At 30.3% G+C, this 18,312-nt stretch carries 16 protein-coding genes; all 16 read left to right on the top strand.

The features are described from left to right. Positions 1-112: 112 nt before the first annotated feature. The 16 genes from ACJDTP_RS02430 to ACJDTP_RS02355 all read left to right on the top strand — a co-directional run bounded on the left by ACJDTP_RS02430 (position 113) and on the right by ACJDTP_RS02355 (position 18,172). A complete protein-coding gene (locus tag ACJDTP_RS02430) occupies positions 113-457 on the top strand; it encodes a phenylpyruvate tautomerase MIF-related protein (protein WP_406760394.1) in 345 nt (114 codons plus the stop codon). 100 nt (positions 458-557) lie between these two features. After that, entirely contained in the window at positions 558-1,355 is a 798-nt protein-coding gene (locus tag ACJDTP_RS02425; protein ID WP_023975961.1) for a carbon-nitrogen family hydrolase, read from the top strand. A 23-nt stretch (positions 1,356-1,378) separates the two neighbouring features. Then, a complete protein-coding gene (locus ACJDTP_RS02420; protein ID WP_406760393.1) occupies positions 1,379-2,407 on the top strand; it encodes a CPBP family intramembrane glutamic endopeptidase in 1,029 nt (342 codons plus the stop codon). 50 nt (positions 2,408-2,457) lie between these two features. After that, on the top strand, positions 2,458-3,645 hold the full coding sequence (locus ACJDTP_RS02415) for an amidohydrolase (protein ID WP_406760392.1): 1,188 nt from the start codon (positions 2,458-2,460) through the stop codon (positions 3,643-3,645). Positions 3,646-3,945: 300 nt separating this feature from the next. After that, positions 3,946-5,709, top strand: a complete 1,764-nt coding sequence (locus tag ACJDTP_RS02410; RefSeq protein ID WP_406760391.1) for a sensor domain-containing diguanylate cyclase/phosphohydrolase — start codon at positions 3,946-3,948, stop codon at positions 5,707-5,709. 184 nt (positions 5,710-5,893) lie between these two features. Beyond that, a complete protein-coding gene (locus tag ACJDTP_RS02405; RefSeq protein WP_077838603.1) occupies positions 5,894-6,619 on the top strand; it encodes a MurR/RpiR family transcriptional regulator in 726 nt (241 codons plus the stop codon). A 239-nt stretch (positions 6,620-6,858) separates the two neighbouring features. After that, on the top strand, positions 6,859-8,454 hold the full coding sequence (locus tag ACJDTP_RS02400) for a PTS transporter subunit EIIC (RefSeq protein WP_406760390.1): 1,596 nt from the start codon (positions 6,859-6,861) through the stop codon (positions 8,452-8,454). Positions 8,455-8,475: 21 nt separating this feature from the next. Continuing rightward, a complete protein-coding gene (locus ACJDTP_RS02395; protein WP_077842027.1) occupies positions 8,476-9,804 on the top strand; it encodes a 6-phospho-alpha-glucosidase in 1,329 nt (442 codons plus the stop codon). A gap of 8 nt (positions 9,805-9,812) precedes the next feature. Next, a complete protein-coding gene (locus ACJDTP_RS02390) occupies positions 9,813-10,298 on the top strand; it encodes a PTS sugar transporter subunit IIA (protein ID WP_406760389.1) in 486 nt (161 codons plus the stop codon). Positions 10,299-10,566: 268 nt separating this feature from the next. Further along, entirely contained in the window at positions 10,567-10,833 is a 267-nt protein-coding gene (locus ACJDTP_RS02385) for a metal-sensing transcriptional repressor (RefSeq protein ID WP_012060955.1), read from the top strand. Between the two features lie 153 nt (positions 10,834-10,986). Next, complete coding sequence (locus ACJDTP_RS02380) at positions 10,987-13,416, top strand: heavy metal translocating P-type ATPase (RefSeq protein ID WP_406760388.1); 2,430 nt, start codon at positions 10,987-10,989, stop codon at positions 13,414-13,416. A gap of 149 nt (positions 13,417-13,565) precedes the next feature. After that, positions 13,566-13,772, top strand: coding sequence for a heavy-metal-associated domain-containing protein (locus ACJDTP_RS02375; protein WP_406760387.1), 207 nt, complete (start codon positions 13,566-13,568; stop codon positions 13,770-13,772). A 320-nt stretch (positions 13,773-14,092) separates the two neighbouring features. Further along, the gene (locus ACJDTP_RS02370) at positions 14,093-14,926 is read left to right on the top strand and encodes a transporter substrate-binding domain-containing protein (protein ID WP_077838608.1); all 834 of its coding nucleotides are present in this window, start codon (positions 14,093-14,095) and stop codon (positions 14,924-14,926) included. 498 nt (positions 14,927-15,424) lie between these two features. After that, positions 15,425-16,393, top strand: a complete 969-nt coding sequence (locus ACJDTP_RS02365; protein ID WP_103698788.1) for an SIS domain-containing protein — start codon at positions 15,425-15,427, stop codon at positions 16,391-16,393. A gap of 26 nt (positions 16,394-16,419) precedes the next feature. After that, positions 16,420-17,262: a fructoselysine 6-kinase gene (locus tag ACJDTP_RS02360; protein WP_406760386.1), complete on the top strand. Its 843-nt coding sequence runs from the start codon at positions 16,420-16,422 to the stop codon at positions 17,260-17,262. Positions 17,263-17,440: 178 nt separating this feature from the next. Further along, a complete protein-coding gene (locus ACJDTP_RS02355; protein ID WP_023974380.1) occupies positions 17,441-18,172 on the top strand; it encodes a GntR family transcriptional regulator in 732 nt (243 codons plus the stop codon). Positions 18,173-18,312: the final 140 nt, after the last annotated feature.

Below are 18,312 nucleotides of genomic sequence, written 5' to 3'. Positions count from 1 at the left end.
AGGAATTATGATATAAATTAAGTATGTACTTGCAAATAATAATCAAATATATAGAATTATGGTATAATTTAGTATATTTATATATGTATATGTAGAAAGGAGATAACAAGAGATGCCATTTATAGGATCAAAAGTTAGTGTGAAAATTTCAAAGGAAAAAGAGGAAATTATAAAGAAAAAATTAGGGGAAGCAATAAAATTGATTCCAGGAAAAAGTGAAACCTTTTTGATGGTAGGCTTCGAAGATGACTATTCATTATATTTCGGAGGAGAAAAATTAGAAAAGGGTGCATTTATAGAAGTGAAAATATTTGGAAAATCAAGTAAGGATGCATATGATGCTTTAACAGCAGAAATTTGTAACATATATGAAAAGGAATTAGACATACCTCAAGATAAGATATACGTCAAGTATGAGGAAGTTGCAAATTGGGGATGGAATGGAAAGAATTTTTAACCACGACTGGTAATTAGATATAGGCGACCTAAAGTAAAGGGTACTCTGATGTAACAATGCACATAGTATCCTTTATTTATAATATTAAAGGAGGTACAACTTGATTATAGGAATTGCACAGATGGATATAATCTGGGAGAATATTAATAAAAACATGAAGAAAGTTGAAGAATTCATTGAAAGAGCTTTGAAAAATAAGGTTGATTTAATCCTATTTCCTGAGATGGCTTTAACGGGTTTTACCATGAATATAAACAAGCTTGTATTATCTGAAGATGAAATAATAAAATGGATTAGAAAAAATGCTAAGGATAATAATATAAATATAGGAATTGGTGTTGCGGTAAAAAGTGATAAAATGGGTAGCAATAAATATATTATTATGTCAAGAGAAGGGAAATGCTTAACTAAATATACGAAAATACATCCATTTTCCTACAGTGGTGAGGATGATAAATATCATAAAGGAGATAAGATACTCACATGTGAGATTGATGGATTTAAAATAGCTCCATTTATTTGCTATGATCTAAGGTTTCCAGAAATATTTCAAATAGCATCTAAAGAAGCTCAAATAATAACTATAGCGGCTAATTGGCCTAAAGAAAGAGAGAAGCATTGGATAACCTTATTGAAATCTAGGGCTATAGAAAATCAATGCTATATAATAGGGATAAATAGAATGGGAATAGGAAATGATCTTCATTATAATGGAAAATCAATTTTTGTAAGTCCAGATGGTGATATACTTAATGAAATAAGTGAGAAAGAAACATTAATTATAAAAGAGTTAAAAATAGATATGATAAGAGCGGTTAAAGAACAGTTTGATATAAAGAAGGATAGAAGAGAAGATTTATATGAAGCTATAAGTAATTGCAATTCTATTTTACATTAAAGTAATGAATGGTAGGTAAAGCTATGATAAATGATTTTCAAGAAGAAATTGAATATAGAAAGCTCGCATTAAAAAAGGATATTAAAAAAAGTGGCGGAAACTGTGCAAGGATACTTCTTGCGTTAGTATTATCAACATATGGATTAGTGTTTATAATGACATTTTCTATAAAATTTATAGGACCAATGATAGGATTCAATGCAGTAACTAATCTAAAGGAAAATATAATTTTAGGACTTTCAAGTGACGCATATAATTTTTTTGCTGGATATTTTACATGTATAGTTGGGGATCTTATAGCAATTCTCATAGCAATAAAAACTATAAAGGTGAAATTTAGGCAAGAAATATTTTCAAAGAATAAGTCAAATAAGATGTTTGTATTATTAGGAGCAACTTCTTGTATAGGGGTAGGAATGATTTCAAGCATGGTATATATGATATACTCAACAATTTTTAAGATTTTAGGATTAAACATTCCACAGCCAGATTTTAGTTTCCCTAAACAAAACACTTTTTTAATATTATTTTTAATATATGTATGTTTAGTGGGACCAATTTTAGAAGAAATTATATTTAGGGGATTTATACTCAGAAGCATGCAGAAGTATGGGAATCTAACAGCAATGATTGTTTCTTCAATTCTTTTTTCCATGTTTCATCTAAACCTAGTTCAATTCATAAATCCAATACTTATGGGAATTGTTTTAGCATTTATTGCAATTAAATCAAAATCTATTATACCGTCGATGATAGCTCATATATTTAATAATACGATAACTTTTGCTACAACAGGAATATCTTTATTAAAGATGCCTATATTGGAGTATACATTTGGAACTTTGTACTTTTTAGTTGGTGTAGCTGCATTATTGCTATTTATTAGTAAGTATAAAAGCGAATTTTTAGAAATAGTAAAAGAGGATACAAGAATATTAAAGACTCACCAGAAAGTAAGATATTCTTTTAGTGGAGCGTGGTCGAGGGCTTATATAGTATTCTATATAATATTTATTGTTATAACTATGGCAGCAACTAATTTAGCAAAGTAGCCTATTATAAAGGGTAAAATGTTATTTTATGAATTTAAAGGGGGATTAATATGACGAATAAAATATTGTTATCTATAATAGAGAATTTAAATGATGAGCTTATAGAAGTATATAGAAAACTACATGAGAATCCCGAATTGTCTAATGAGGAATATAAAACTACACAACTGATAAAAGATTTGCTAAAAAGAGCAGATATAGATATTCTTGATTTACCTTTGGATACAGGCCTTGTAGCACAGGTAAAAGGAAATCCTAATGGTCCTGTCGTCGCTATCAGATGTGATATAGATGCATTACCAATCAAAGAAGAGACAAGTCTCTGTTATAAGTCTAAAGTTGATGGTATGATGCATGCTTGTGGTCATGATTTTCATATGGCGGTGATTTTAGGTGCAGCATATTTAGTTAAAAAGCATCAAGGGTCATTAATAGGAACAGTAAAATTTATATTTCAGCCGGGTGAAGAAAGTGCGGATGGAGCTAAAAAAATTTTAGAGACAGGTGTTTTAGATGATGTGGATGCAATTTTTGGAATACACAATGTTTCAGATTCAGAAGTTGGAATAATGGGAATAAAAACTGGAGCAATGACAGCTGCTGTCGATAGGTTTGAAATAAATATTACAGGGATTGGTAGCCATGCTGCTAAGCCGGAAAAAGGAATAGATCCAATTATAATTGCCAGTAACATAGTTACATCACTTCAAACAATTATCAGTCGTAATATAGGTCCAACAGAAAAAGCGCTATTAAGTGTGACTCATATAGAAGGAGGAAATACTTGGAATGTAATTCCAGAATCAGCATATCTTGAGGGGACAGTAAGAACATTAGATGAGAATATACGTCAATTAATAGCTAAGAGAATGAATGAAATGGTATCAGGAATAGCACAATCTTTTGGTGGAAGTGCAGAGCTTATTTGGCATTCAGGTTCTCCGGCAACAAATAATACTGAAGAATGGGTAGAGTTTAGTACTAAAATTGGAAAACGAGCTGGATATGATGTTAGAAGAATATCTATGGGTCTAGAGGGTGAAGATTTTGCGTATTATCAAAGAAAAATACCAGGTGCATTTATAATTGTAGGAACAGGAAAATCTTATGCGCACCATCACCCGGAATATAAAGTTGATGAGAAGGCAATTTTAAATTGTTCGAAATATTTTGCACAACTAGCAGAAGGTGCTTTAAAAGAGATAATAGATAAGAAATATAAACATAAGATTAAGTAGATAAAGGTACTTAATTTAAATATTTATTTTGTAATATAGTAAAGAATTAAAAGTTTTAAAGCTACATTACTAGTGATTAAGTTTAATAAAGAAATTGAATTTCAATTTTTAAAATAAGTCCCTAACAAATGATTGCAATGATTGAAAGAAATTACAAAGTGTGATAAGTTGGTTGTAATTAGTAAAATTTGAGGAAATAGTTGCATAAATGCTCCAAATAGTTTATTAGAGATTATTATGATGAATCATTTCTGAGAATTATTACGGCAGATTGGAATTCAAAGGAGGGAAAATGAGGAGATGGAGTACAAGCTATTTAAATCATTAGCAGATAATCTTCCACAGCCTATATGGATAAAAGACCTTGAATTGAGATTTATATATGTAAATAAAGAATACAAAGCTATATATAAAGATATAAATAAAGAATTTATTGGAAAAAATGATGCAGAGATATTTGATGGTGTTGTAAGAGAGGAATGTATTAAATATTGCAATCAAGTTATAAACTCCTTAAAGCCATTAACTGAAGAAGGGTACCTTGATGGAAAGCGCAGAAAAATTACTATAGTTCCGCTAATTGATGAGGGAAAAGTATTTGCTGTAGCTGGCATATATGCAAATTTAGATATTATAAAAGAAAAAGATAAGATTATAGAGAAACAAGAAAACATATTAAAAGTTGTAATGGATACACTTCCAGGAAGAGTATTTTTTAAAGATAAAGAAGGCAGATACGTATATGTAAATAAGCAATTTGATGAATTCTATAATAAGGATGGTATAGAGGAAGTAGTAGGAAAGACAAATATTGATATACATCCAACGGAAGAATTGGCTGCAAAATATTCAAGAGAAGATAATGAAGTAATAAAAAATAAAAGAAGTATAAAAGCTGAAACAATACTTTACTCAGGAGATGGAGAGGAAATATATACAGAAGCAGTAAAAGTACCTGTAATCGATAAGAATGGTGATGTTGCAGGTATTGTAGGATTAGTATTAGATATAACTGAGAAAAAAGAAGCAGAGAAAAAATTAAGAAAATTAAGTTTTACCGATATTTTAACAGGTTTATATAATAGAACATATTTTGAAGAAAAAGTGAAAGAGTTTCAAAGTGAAGAGTATCTTCCAGTAGGAGTAATAATGGGGGATGCCAATGGATTAAAATTAGTAAATGATACGCTAGGTCATGATCAAGGCGATGAGCTTTTAAGACTAATAGCCCAAGCACTTAAAGATGTATGTGGTGAAAAACAGTTGATTTTCAGAACTGGTGGAGATGAATTCGTAATTTTAAGTAAAAATACAACTGAACAGGAATGCGAAATTATTATTAAAAATATATTTGATCGTTGCAAAATGTATAAGCACGATTTAATCAATGTGAGCATATCTTTGGGTGCATCAGTAGCGGATAGCCTGAATAAGAGTATATATGAAGCATTAAAGGAAGCAGATGATAAGGTATATAGGCAAAAGTTGTTGCAAAAAACCAGTCTTAATAGTTCTATAATGTATTCTTTGCAAATGGGGTTAGAAGCCAAGAGTCTGGAAACTGAAGAACATACAGATAGAGTATTAGCGAATTCTATTGCTATAGGGGAGAAATTATCACTTCCTATGTCAGTAATGGATGAGTTAACAATAGTTGCTAAGCTCCATGATATAGGTAAAATAGGAATAAATGAAGAAATATTACTTAAGAAGGGCGAGCTAACAGAAGATGAGTTTGAAGTAGTTAAAACTCATACAGAAAAGGGATATAGAATAGTAAAAGCCTCAAATCAACTAGATAATGTAGCAAAAGGTGTTTTAGCTCATCATGAGAGATGGGATGGAAATGGCTATCCTCTTAAATTAGAGGGTGAGAAAATACCATTGGTATCCAGAATTGTTAGTGTTGCAGATTCATATGATGCTATGACGAACAATGGTATTTATAAGAGATGCTTGAATAAAGAAGAAGCAATTGAAGAATTAAAAAGATGTTCAGGGAAGCAATTTGATCCAATTATAGTTAAGGCATTTATAGAATACTTAGAAGAAATTGAGGAATAATAAAATCTGTTGGGAATTTATAATAAGAGAGAAGATATTCATGATGTGAGATATAAGTAACTTAATGAAAGCTGCAATTTTGATTACAATCCCTACGTTAAGGGATTTTTTAATGTATTAATTAAGTAATAAAGATATAAGTATGATATCATATGAAGTAATTACATTATATTGGAGGTGTAATATGAAATTTGATATTTATAAAATAGCTGATAATTATAAGCTATCAGAAACAGAGAGACAGGTTTTGCAATACATATTGACTAATATTGATTCTGTTTTAACTAAAGGTGTAAGAGATGTTGCAACAATTAACTATACATCGGCAGCAACAATAATAAAGCTATCAAAGAAGCTAGGTTATACAGGCTATGTAGATATGATATATCGCCTAAACTTCATAGTAAAAAATCATCAAAACAATCAAGAACATACCTCTGATATTACTAGTTTCATATCAGAAATTGAAAATAAGAAAATAGAAGATTTCATTTCTATGCTAATTAGACATAGAGAAGATATAATTTTTATAACAGCTACTGGATTCTCTGATTCGATTGCAGATTTCTTTTGGAGAAAGATGTTAGTGCTTGGGTTTAAATGCATTAAAACAAATTCTTATGGAGTATATGACAGCAATCAAATAGGAGGTGCTTTAGTTATTGGAATATCTAAAAGTGGAGAAACGGAAAGTATAACAAAAGTGATTGATTATGCATCAAAAAATGAATTGGATATTATAACTTTTACTGGCAAGTCAGAGAATCATATGGCTAAAAAGGCAACCTTAAATTTTATGATATTAGATGATAAAGAATTAGATGATAGAAATCTTACTGCGAACTACTTTTATGCTAGGGTAATGATTGTAATGGAATATTTGCTAGATAAGGTAATGAGTAATTTATAAAATATAGATATTCAAATTAGTCATACTCATGTGGAAACTTACCGAAATTATATATATAAAGCTATCTCAAGGTTAACTAATGAGATAGCTTTTTTTGTGTAAAGGTAAACATGTTTACTTTTGAGTCAACATGTTGCTGAAACGTTTAAAACTATTAACAATATCTATTAATAATGATATCCTATTCTCACAGGTAATTACCCAAAGAAAATTATAAAATAGTGAAGGGGAATATTTAAATGAAAGATAAGATTTTAAATAGTATGCAGAAATTTGCCAAAGCTATGATTGGACCGGTCTTATTCTTACCTATTGTAGGTATGTTGATTGCATTAACAGCAGTTTTCACTAATACAACGTTTGTAAAAGAAGGCGGAGCAATTTGGGTAACAGGAAAATTCTTTAATGGAATGTTATCACCGATTATGGGGAACTTAAGCATTTTGTTTTGTGTCGGAATAGCGATGGGGATGTCAAAGAAGAAAAAAGCGGAAGCAGCATTCATTTCTATTATGTCATATATTTTGTTCCTAGGCGCGAATAGTAAGTGGTTAGAGCTATCTGGAAAAATAATTAAAGGTGATACAGCATCAGCTTTATATGGAACTGGGCAGACAATCCAACTAGGATTTCATGTTACAGATATGGGAGTGTTTCTAGGAATGATTCTAGGAGTACTGGTTGCTATAGTTCATAACAAATATATAGATAAAGAATTTAGTGGCGCTATGGCTCCATATGGTAATAGTAAGTTTGTATTCGTTATCATGATTCCTGTAGTGGCTATATTAAGTATTGGTACCACATATGTATGGCCTACAATAGCTGCTGGAATCACAGCTCTTACTGGATTTATGAGTTCTGCAGGGGCGGCTGGAGTGTTTGTTTATGGATTTTTAAATAGATTCTTAGTTCCAACAGGATTACATCATTTAATTTGGTCTCCATTCCTATATTCAGCAGTTGGTGATCAGATGATAATAAATGGTCAGAATGTAATTGGAGCAAAACCAGTTTTCTTAGCATTGCTTAATGATTCAACAATCTCTATTATGCCTGATTCAGCAAGATTTTTAACATATGGATTAGTTAAAACTTTTGGTGTAATTGGAGTTGCCTTAGCATTTTACTTCACTGCTAAAAAAGCAAAGCGTAGTAATTTAAAGGCACAATTAATACCATCAACTTTAACAGCAGTAATCGCAGGTATCACAGAACCATTAGAATTTACATTTATTTTTGCTGCACCATTACTATGGTTTGTTTATTCAGTAATTGATGGATTATTCCAAATGTTTGTATACCTATTAAATGTAAGAGTATGTGCAACCAATGGAATATTAGATTTTTTAGTAATAAACTTGCCAGCAGGTATAGGTAAAACTCATTGGCCTGTGTATATACTAGTAGGATTAGTTGAAATAGCTGTGATTTTCTTAGTATTCAAATTTATGATTGAGAAGATGAATTTAAGAACACCTGGAAGAGAAGAAAATGATACAGATGCTGTAATTGATTTAAATGAGAATGCAGCAAAAGTTAAGCAAGATATGAAATCAGAAAATAAAAATAATAGTAAAGCTAATAACGATGATGAAAAAGCATTAACAATAATTAGAGCATTAGGTGGAAAAGCAAATATAGTAACAGTAGAAAATTGTTTTTCAAGACTTAGAGTGGATGTTATAGATAACACCTTAATTGATGAAGAAGCTTTAAAAGGAACAGGCGCAGCAGGTGTTGTGAAAAAGGGAAATAATATACAAGTTGTATATGGCCTTTCAATTAATAAAATTAGAACAATAGTAGATGAAGCATTAGACAGAGCAGAATAAAATGAAGGAGGAATTATTAAAATGAAAAAGTTTAAATTAGTAATAGTAGGCGGAGGAAGCACATATACACCAGGGATCGTAAAGAGTTTACTTTCAAAGAAAGAGGATTTTAAAATATCAGAATTAAGATTATATGATATAAATGCGGAACGTCAAAATAAAGTAGGAGTGATAGTAAAGAAAGTAGTAGAAATGTTTGATCCAGATGTAAAGCTTGTTCTTACAACTGATCCAGAAGAAGGATTTAAGGATGCAGATTTTGTTTTCGCTCAAATGCGTGTTGGGTTATATAAGATGAGAGAACAAGATGAAAAAATTCCACTAAAATATGATGTGGTTGGTCAAGAAACATGTGGTCCTGGAGGATTAGCATATGGATTAAGAACAATATATCCTATGGTTGAAATGATAGATTTTTGTGAAAAATATGCAAATAAAAATTATTGGATTGTTAATTATTCTAATCCAGCAGCTATTGTAGCAAAAGCTATGTATAAGCTAAGACCAAATGCAAGGATTTTAAATATATGTGATATGCCAGTTGCAATTATGAGAAATATGGCTAATATCTTAGATTGTGATAGACATGATATAGAAGCAGATTATTTTGGATTAAATCACTTTGGGTGGTTTACAAAAATTAGAGTTAGTGGTGAAGATAAAACTGAGGAGTTAAAAGCATATGTAAAGGAACATGGTTATATTCCTCCAGATTCAAGAAGTGAAGTAAGACATAATGATGCATCATGGCTTCATACATTTGATAATGCTAAACACATAATGCAAATGTTCCCTAAATATCTTCCAAATACTTATATGCAATATTATCTTTTAGGAGATAGAATTGTAAAAGAAGCAGATAAAAATCATACTAGAGCTAATGAAGTAATGGAAGGAAGAGAGAAGAAGATATTTGATGCTGTAGATCAATATAATGCTACAGGGCAAATTGATCTTACACAATTCTTTACTGGAGTGCATGGAGAATTTATTGTTGAAGTTGCTATGAGCTTAGCTTTTGATTTAAGAAAGAGGCACTTAGTTATGGTAGAAAATAATGGGGCAATAAAAAACTTACCTGACGATGCCATGGTAGAAGTACCTGCATATATAACTAAAGATGGGCCAGAACCAGTACGTGTAGGAGAAATCCCAACTTTCTATAAAGGAATAATTGAACAACAAGAAGCATCAGAAAAACTTGTAGTTGAAGCTGCTATTGAAGGCTCATATGAAAAAGCACTTATGGCATTTACCATGAACAAAACAATTCCATCTGCATTTGTAGCAAAACAGATTTTAGATGATATGATTGAAGCTAATAAAGAATATTGGCCAGAATTGAAGTAGGATAGAGAATGTTTAAAAATATATTAAAAAGAAACAAAAATAAATTATTATATGCTTTTACAGATGGAGTTAGTGTAGATATAAGTGAAGTTAAAGATGAAGTGTTTTCTCAGAAAATGATGGGGGAAGGTATTGCTATTAAACCAAGTATTAACAAAATATTTTCACCATGTGATGGGACTATTGTTACAATAATGAAGGAAAGTAAACATGCAATAGGAATAAGAACAGAGGATGGAGTAGAAATTCTAATTCACGTGGGACTTGACACTGTAAATTTGAAAGGTGAAGGCTTTAACTTGCATTGTGAAGAAGAAAAATACGTGAAAAAAGGCGAGTTACTTTTAGAATTCGATAAAGAACTCCTAAAAGAAAAAGGAATAGAAGATATAACAATGCTTATTATTCCAAATTTAAATGATCATGAAATTCTAAATTTTCATATAGGAGAAATTATGAAAGTTAAAGAAAGCCCTATAATTGAATATAAATAGATATTTACAGAAATAAGCTTCATTTTATATGGAGCTTATTTTTTTAGCAAATTCTACGTTAAAGCCAGCATTTTATCTTATCACGGCATTAGGGGAACGTGGAGTTAAGTGTGAAGAATAAAAAAATGAGTATTCAAGGTGAGTATAAGAATAGATAGAAGAGCAAGATAACCGTAAGAATATATTAGAAATAATATTGACAAAATAATTTATTAATATATAATGAAATTAATAAGCCCCCCCTACACAGGGGGAGGGGGAGGAAGAAATGAGCGAAGAAAGAAAAAAAGCATTACAATCTCTAAAAACAGCAAAGGGACAAATAGAAGGAATAATAAAAATGATTGAAGACGATAGATATTGCATAGATGTTGCAAATCAATTAATGGCAGTTCAATCTTTAATAAAAAAAGCAGATTTAATGATTTTGCAAGGTCATTTACGTCATTGCGTAAAAGAAGCTTGCTATAACAACAATCCAGATGAAAAAATAGAAGAATTTAATAAAGTTCTAGAGAAGTTACTTTCAAAATAAAACTGATTATTAAGAGCTGATAATATTAAATAAAATATAAAAGCATTATTTAATTAGTTAAATATAGAGAAAAAGTTGCAAATTGATTAGTAAAGTTAAAATGAACTTAATGTAAGTTTTAAAGTATAGGCTAAATAAGTAAAGAGGTGAAGTATGAATAAAAAAGCATTTAAAATTGAAGGAATGACATGCTCAGCATGTGCAAATAGAGTTGAAAGATTTGTTAAAAAGTTAGAAGGCGTAAATAGCGCAAATGTTAACTTTGCAACAGAAACGCTGAACGTAGAGTTTGATGAAAACAAACTTAATAATGAAAATATAGAAGCAACCGTAGTTAAAGCTGGCTACGGTGTTAAGAAGAATATGAAGACTTATACTTTTAAAGTTGAAGGAATGACATGTTCAGCGTGTGCAAGTAGAGTCGAGAGAGTTACTAAAAAGCTTAAGGGAGTTCAAGGTTCTGTTGTTAATTTAGCAACAGAGAAGTTGACTATAAATATAGATGAAGATGAAATTGGATATAGTGAAATTAAAGCTGCTGTAGATAAAGCAGGGTATAAGCTAATTAAGGAAGAAGAGCAAGTTGAAGAAAAGAAAAAACTAGAGGCAAGTCAATTGTTATTAAGGAGATTTATTGCATCTCTAATATTTGCAATTCCGCTTTTAGTAATAACTATGGGACATATGTTAGGTATGCCTCTTCCATATATTATTGATTCTATGATGAATCCATTAAATTTTGCTGTGATTCAATTAGTATTAACAATACCTGTTATGATAGCTGGATATAAGTTTTATCTAATTGGAATAAAGAATTTATTTAAACTAAGTCCTAATATGGATTCGTTGATAGCTATAAGTACTTTAGCAGCAGTTTTATATGGAATATTTGGAATTTATAAAATACAAATAGGTGAAACTGAATATGCTATGCACTTATATTTTGAGTCAGCAGCAGTCATTTTAACTTTAATAACGCTTGGAAAATATCTGGAGGCAGTTTCAAAAGGAAGAACATCACAAGCTATTAAAGCACTAATGGGGTTAGCACCTAAAACTGCAACAATAATAAGAAATAATTCTGAAATTACAATACCTATAGAAGAAGTAATTGTTGGTGATATAGTCTTAGTTAAACCAGGTGAAAAGGTACCTGTAGATGGGGAAATTATTGATGGTAGCACATCTATTGATGAATCAATGCTTACAGGAGAAAGTATTCCAGTAGAAAAGATAGTAGGAAGCAGCGTAATTGGAGCAAGTATCAATAAAACTGGATTTATAAAGTATAAAGCAACTAAGGTTGGAAAAGATACTGCACTTGCTCAAATAGTTAGGTTAGTTGAAGAAGCACAAGGATCTAAAGCTCCAATAGCTAAACTTGCAGATGTTATATCAGCATATTTTGTGCCAATAGTTATAATGCTAGCAATAATAGCCTCAATAGGATGGTTAATTTCAGGAGAAACGACAATATTCTCTTTAACAATATTTATTGCAGTGCTAGTTATAGCTTGTCCATGCGCATTAGGTCTTGCAACTCCAACTGCAATAATGGTTGGAACAGGTAAAGGTGCAGAGAATGGTGTGTTAATTAAAGGTGGAGAAGCATTAGAAACTACTCATAGTATAAAAACTATTGTATTTGATAAAACTGGGACTATAACAGAAGGAAAACCAGTAGTCACAGATATAATAACAAATGGAATTTTAGAAGATGAGATATTAATTTTAGCTGCAAGTAGCGAGAAAGGTTCAGAGCATCCGTTAGGAGAAGCAATTGTTAAAGAAGCAAATGACAAGAACTTGGAACTTAAAGAAATTCAACAGTTCAATGCAATTCCAGGACATGGAATAGAAGTTAAGATAGAAGAAAAAAATATTTTGCTTGGAAATAAAAAGTTAATGATAGAAAAAAATATTGATATTGCTATGCTTTCAGATGAAAGTGATAGATTAGCAGCTGAAGGTAAGACTCCTATGTATGTAGCAGTTGATAATACTTTAAGTGGAATAGTAGCTGTTGCAGATACTGTTAAGCCAAGTAGCAAAAAAGCGATAGAAGCTCTTCATAACATGGGAATAAAGGTAGCTATGATTACTGGCGATAACAAAAAAACTGCAGATGCAATAGCAAAACAAGTTGGAATTGATATAGTGCTAGCTGAAGTATTACCTGAAGACAAAGCTAATGAGGTTAAGAAGCTTCAAGGGGAGAATATGAAGGTGGCTATGGTTGGAGATGGAATAAATGACGCACCAGCATTAGCACAATCTGATGTTGGAATTGCGATAGGATCAGGTACTGATGTCGCAATAGAATCAGCAGATATAGTTCTTATGAAAAGTGATTTGATGGATGTTATAACAGCAATAAAACTAAGTAAAGCAACCATTAAAAATATAAAACAAAATTTATTCTGGGCATTTGGATATAATGTACTAGGAATACCAGTTGCTATGGGAATACTTCATGTTTTTGGAGGCCCATTATTAAATCCTATGATAGCAGCTGCAGCAATGAGCTTAAGTTCCGTCTCAGTACTTACAAATGCATTAAGGCTTAAAAATTTTAAAGCCTGATCAATAAGATATGATGACAAGCAAAATTAGCATATTAGGACATTTCTTAGGTAGTAGATAATTGTATCTAGATGCTTGAAGAAATTTATTTCAAATATCTATATTTTGATTTCTAAATTTTAATCATTAATAAACGGGAGGTAATAAATATGAAAAAGAAAATATTAATTGAAGGAATGAGTTGTGAACATTGTGCTGCTCATGTAAAGGAAGCACTAGAAAATTTGGATAAGGTAACTTCAGTTGAAGTTAGTCTTAAGGACAATTGTGCAATAGTTGAAACTGAAAATAGTAATGAAGAAATAAAAGAAGCTATTGAAGAAGAAGGCTATGATGTAGTTAAAATAGAAGAATAAAAGTATACAATATTCCTTTAATAAATTTGGGTAAATGCAAAGTTTCTGGATTTAAGGAATTAAAAGAATAAATTAAACAGTTCTTATAAATAGTTAACAATAATGATTTATTTTTCATGTTGTTAACTATTTTTTATTGATTTGAGTATCTGTTTAATGATTGTAGAAAAAGTAATAGGGATAAAAAATACTATTACTTATTAATACGTATTAAAACATCATTATAATGTATTGACATTTTTGCTTTATAGCAATATTATTCAATTAGTAGCAAAATACTAAAGAATAATACTTCGATAAAATTTAAAGGGGGACAATATATGAAAAAATTTTTATTAAAAAAATTAATAGTAGTTGTGGCAATTAGCAGTATAGCAGTTGGAATTATAGGATGTAGTAGTAACACTAATAGTTCTAGCAAAAATTCAGATGTTAAGTCATCATCATTAAGTGATATAAAATCAAAAGGCAAAATTGTAGTTGGAACAAGTGCTGATTACCCACCATATGAATTTCATAAAGAAATAGATGGTAAGGATCAAATTGTGGGTATTGATGTAAGTATAGCAAAAGAAGTTGCTAAAGATTTAGGTGTAGAGCTTGAAATTAAGGATATGGATTTCGATGGACTTCTTGTATCGCTTCAGGCAGGAAAATCTGATTTAGTATTTGCTGCAATGAATCCAACTGATGAAAGAAGAGAAAATGCTGATTTTTCAGATATATACAATAAAGAGAAAAATATATTTATAGTAAGAAAAGGTGAAGCGGATTCAATAAAATCAATGGATGATTTGAAAAATAAGAAAATTGGGGTTCAAAAGGGATCAGTTCAAGAAGGTTTAGTAAAAGATAACCTACCAAGTGCGGAAGTGAAAGGATTAGGAAAAGCTACTGATTTAGTACTTGATTTAAAGAACAAAAAGGTTGATGCAATATTACTTGATTCACCAGTGGCTAAATTTAATTGTGATAAAAACAATGATATAGAATTGACTTCTGTAACTATTGAGGCACAGGAAGATGGAGCAGCGATAGCAATGAGAAAAGGTTCGACTGAATTGCAAACAGAAATCAACAAAACAATAAAAAGGTTAAAAGATGAAGGAAAAATTGATGAATTTGTTGTAGAGGCAAATAAGTTAATGGATTAGGTCCGAATAAAGTTTGATTATTTACATAATTATTGGTGTAAGGAAATTATTGATACCTTACATCAATAATTTTATATTTTAAAGGGAGAAGCTTTTGTAATAGGTCAATCAGGTTCGAGAAAAAGTATCTATATAATAGGCTCAAATAATTGACGAATAATATTTCTAGCAAATTACACTGTTTAAGCAGAAAATATATACTTACTATTTAAGTTCAAAATAAGTTGCATAACATTATATAATACGTTATAATACGTATCTATAAGTTTGATTAAAAAAATATTTATTTCAAGATTACTAGCAACGTTATTATGATACAGTTACGCAAGGTAAAAAGAGATAAATCGCTTATTAGTTGCAGTAAGTAATGTACTTATTAAAAAAGTAAAAATGCTATATGCTTATACATTACTATTTGGGTTAATGATCGTAAGCATTTGCCAATGTAAAAAATATAAATTCGTAGAATGAGATTATAAATATATAGGAGGAATAATAATGAATATTAGAGAAATCGTAGGGAAAATTAGATCAAGTAAGGAAGACGGAATAAAGGAAGTGTTCTTAGTAGCATGTGGTGGGTCTTTAGTAGATATGTATGCATCACAATATTTTTTACAAAGTGAAGCAAGAGAATTAAGGGCTTTATCATATACAAGCAATGAATTTGTACATGCGACACCAAAATCATTAGGAAAAAGTTCGGTAGTAATAGTATGCTCACATGGTGGAAATACGCCTGAAACGGTTGAAGCAGCTAAAGTAGCTAAAGAGAAAGGTGCAGCAACTATAACATTAACGCATAATAAGAATGCAGATTTAATTAAGTATGCGGATTATAATATCCTTTACGAATGGGGAAATGATACAAGCGTAGAAGATAATCCAATGGCAATAATTCTAAATATAGCAGTTGAAATATTAAATCAAACAGAAATTTATGAAGGATATAATAAATTTATGGAAGGTTTAAAGATCGTAAATGATGTTGTAAAAAGGGGTCAAGGCTTAGTTGCAGAAAGAGCAAAGAGATATGCAGAAAAATATAAAGATGAGCCAATAACATATGTATTAGGAAGCGGGGCATCATATGGTCATGCTTATGGATTCTCAATATGTTCACTAATGGAAATGCAATGGATGAATGCATCAGCAGTTCACTCAGGGGAATACTTCCACGGACCATTTGAAGTAACTGATAAAGAAACATTATATTTATTATTAATGAATGAAGGTAGAACTAGAGAATTAGATGAAAGAGCACTTAAATTCTTAAATAAATATGGTGCAAAAGTTGAAGTTGTGGATTGTAAGGAACTTGGAATCAGTGTAATTGATAGTTCAGTAGTTGAATTCTTTAATCCTATAGTATTCTATAGCATTTTATGCGTGTATAGAGGAGAATTAGCAAAAATAAGAAACCATGATTTAGATACTAGAAGATATATGGGAAAAGTTGAATATTAAAATATTTTAGCATAGGAGAAGATGATATGGTAAAAGTAATTGGGTTAGGAGATAACGTTGTAGATAAATATGAACATATTAGAACTATGTATCCAGGCGGAAATGCTTTAAACTTTGCAGCCTATGCAAAAAAATTAGGAGCAAATTCAGCATTTTTAGGAGCATTTGGATCAGATGCTGAAGCAGAACATGTTCAACATACAATTCATGAGCTTGATTTAGATATTTCAAAGTGCAGACATTTTAATGGAGAAAATGGATGTGCAAGAGTAACATTAGAAGATGGTGATAGAGTTTTTCTAGGAAGCAACGAAGGTGGAGTTTTAAGAGAAAATGGTTTGAATCTTACACAAGATGATTTAAATTATATTAAAACTTTTGACTTATTACATGCAGGTTTGTACGGATATACAGAACCAGAACTTGATAAAATAAGAGCATTAAGCATACCAATATCTTTTGATTTCTCTGATGATTTTACAATTGAAGAAGTTGAAAGAATTGCTCCTAAAGTAGATTTTAGTTTCTTCTCATGTAGTCATTTAAAGACTGATGAAATGCTTAATCTAATAATGAAAGCTCATAAGCTTGGAAGTAAAATAGTAGTAGTTACTATGGGAGAAAAGGGAGCATTGCTATATGATGGAACTAATTTCTATGCACAAGAGCCAGAGCTTGTTGAAGCTGTAGATACAATGGGAGCAGGAGATTCATTCATAACAGCATTCTTGATAAATTACATAAGCAAAATGAAAGAAAATGAATTGGAGAGGGAAAATATAATTAAAGAAAGTCTAAATGAAGGTGCTATATTTTCAGCTAAAATATGTCTAGTAGAAGGCTCATTTGGATATGGTAAAAAATATTAATTAAAAGTATAGTGGCTGTTGAATAGTTATTATTTAATGACTAGTATCCAACAGCTATTTTAAGATTACTGTAATAAATCAAATAATTGATATTATCACAACAATAGATTAATTGAAGTTTCAAAAATGTTGTGATAGTATATAGTTAATATTATAGATGTTTAAAAGGAGTCTTTATATGCTAATACAAGATAATATTATTCCTTTATATCAACAATTAGCGGATATTATACGTAATTCAATAACGAGCGGAGAATTAAAATATGGAGATAAGATTCCAACAGAAGTTGAGTTAAGTGAAAAATATAATGTTAGTAGGATAACAGTACGTGCAGCTATAAATGAATTAGTTGAGTCAGGTTTTATTATAAAAAAACAAGGAAAAGGAACATTTGTAAGTAAGCCAAAAGTTCAGAGGAAAATTGAATATTTATCTAGTTTTACTGCTGCCTGTGAGGCCAGTGGCTTAAAAGTAACTAATGAAATCATTAAAAGAGAGGTAATGGAGCCCAAAATAGAAGACAAGAAAGCTCTAGAACTAGATGATGATGATAAGTTAATATATATTCAAAGAGTTAGATTTGCAGGTGGAGATCCATTAATGCTAGAAAATAATTATTTTTCTTTTAAAAGGTTTAATTTTTTACTAACAGAAGATTTAAGTGGTTCACTATATGAATTATTAAGAGATAAATATGATATAAATCCATCTGATTCGCCTAACTCAGGAAATGATCATACCACAATAGAAATTGCAAAAGCTATGGATGAAGAGGCTGCGCTATTGATGGTGCAAAAGGGTGAACCTTTGTTTTATATAAAGACTGTTATTTATGATGATAAGAATAGACCGGTACATATAGGAAAACAGTACGTTATAGGCGAAAGATATAAATTCGTAATATCATAGTATATAAATTCTTAAATGTAAAATATTGAGAAGTACTAGATACCTAAAGTTATAGATAAAAACCGAAAGAAAGGTCATGCATTTGTTCCAGGTTGCTGGAGTATTTAGCTGTGAATTTCCAATAGCAAAAATTGCACCAT

The sequence above is a fragment of the Candidatus Clostridium helianthi genome (assembly GCF_045310795.1).
Lineage (GTDB): Bacteria > Bacillota > Clostridia > Clostridiales > Clostridiaceae > Clostridium > Clostridium helianthi.
Note: the sequence above shows the minus strand (reverse complement) of the source record. Positions and strands in the feature narration are given on the sequence as shown.

Coding starts and splice junctions, on each gene's coding strand:
- ACJDTP_RS02430 (WP_406760394.1), top strand. CDS start 113: ATGCCATTTATAGGATCAAAAGTTAGTGTGAAAATTTCAAAGGAAAAA.
- ACJDTP_RS02420 (WP_406760393.1), top strand. CDS start 1,379: ATGATAAATGATTTTCAAGAAGAAATTGAATATAGAAAGCTCGCATTA.
- ACJDTP_RS02415 (WP_406760392.1), top strand. CDS start 2,458: ATGACGAATAAAATATTGTTATCTATAATAGAGAATTTAAATGATGAG.
- ACJDTP_RS02410 (WP_406760391.1), top strand. CDS start 3,946: ATGGAGTACAAGCTATTTAAATCATTAGCAGATAATCTTCCACAGCCT.
- ACJDTP_RS02405 (WP_077838603.1), top strand. CDS start 5,894: ATGAAATTTGATATTTATAAAATAGCTGATAATTATAAGCTATCAGAA.
- ACJDTP_RS02400 (WP_406760390.1), top strand. CDS start 6,859: ATGAAAGATAAGATTTTAAATAGTATGCAGAAATTTGCCAAAGCTATG.
- ACJDTP_RS02395 (WP_077842027.1), top strand. CDS start 8,476: ATGAAAAAGTTTAAATTAGTAATAGTAGGCGGAGGAAGCACATATACA.
- ACJDTP_RS02390 (WP_406760389.1), top strand. CDS start 9,813: ATGTTTAAAAATATATTAAAAAGAAACAAAAATAAATTATTATATGCT.
- ACJDTP_RS02385 (WP_012060955.1), top strand. CDS start 10,567: ATGAGCGAAGAAAGAAAAAAAGCATTACAATCTCTAAAAACAGCAAAG.
- ACJDTP_RS02380 (WP_406760388.1), top strand. CDS start 10,987: ATGAATAAAAAAGCATTTAAAATTGAAGGAATGACATGCTCAGCATGT.
- ACJDTP_RS02375 (WP_406760387.1), top strand. CDS start 13,566: ATGAAAAAGAAAATATTAATTGAAGGAATGAGTTGTGAACATTGTGCT.
- ACJDTP_RS02370 (WP_077838608.1), top strand. CDS start 14,093: ATGAAAAAATTTTTATTAAAAAAATTAATAGTAGTTGTGGCAATTAGC.
- ACJDTP_RS02365 (WP_103698788.1), top strand. CDS start 15,425: ATGAATATTAGAGAAATCGTAGGGAAAATTAGATCAAGTAAGGAAGAC.
- ACJDTP_RS02360 (WP_406760386.1), top strand. CDS start 16,420: ATGGTAAAAGTAATTGGGTTAGGAGATAACGTTGTAGATAAATATGAA.
- ACJDTP_RS02355 (WP_023974380.1), top strand. CDS start 17,441: ATGCTAATACAAGATAATATTATTCCTTTATATCAACAATTAGCGGAT.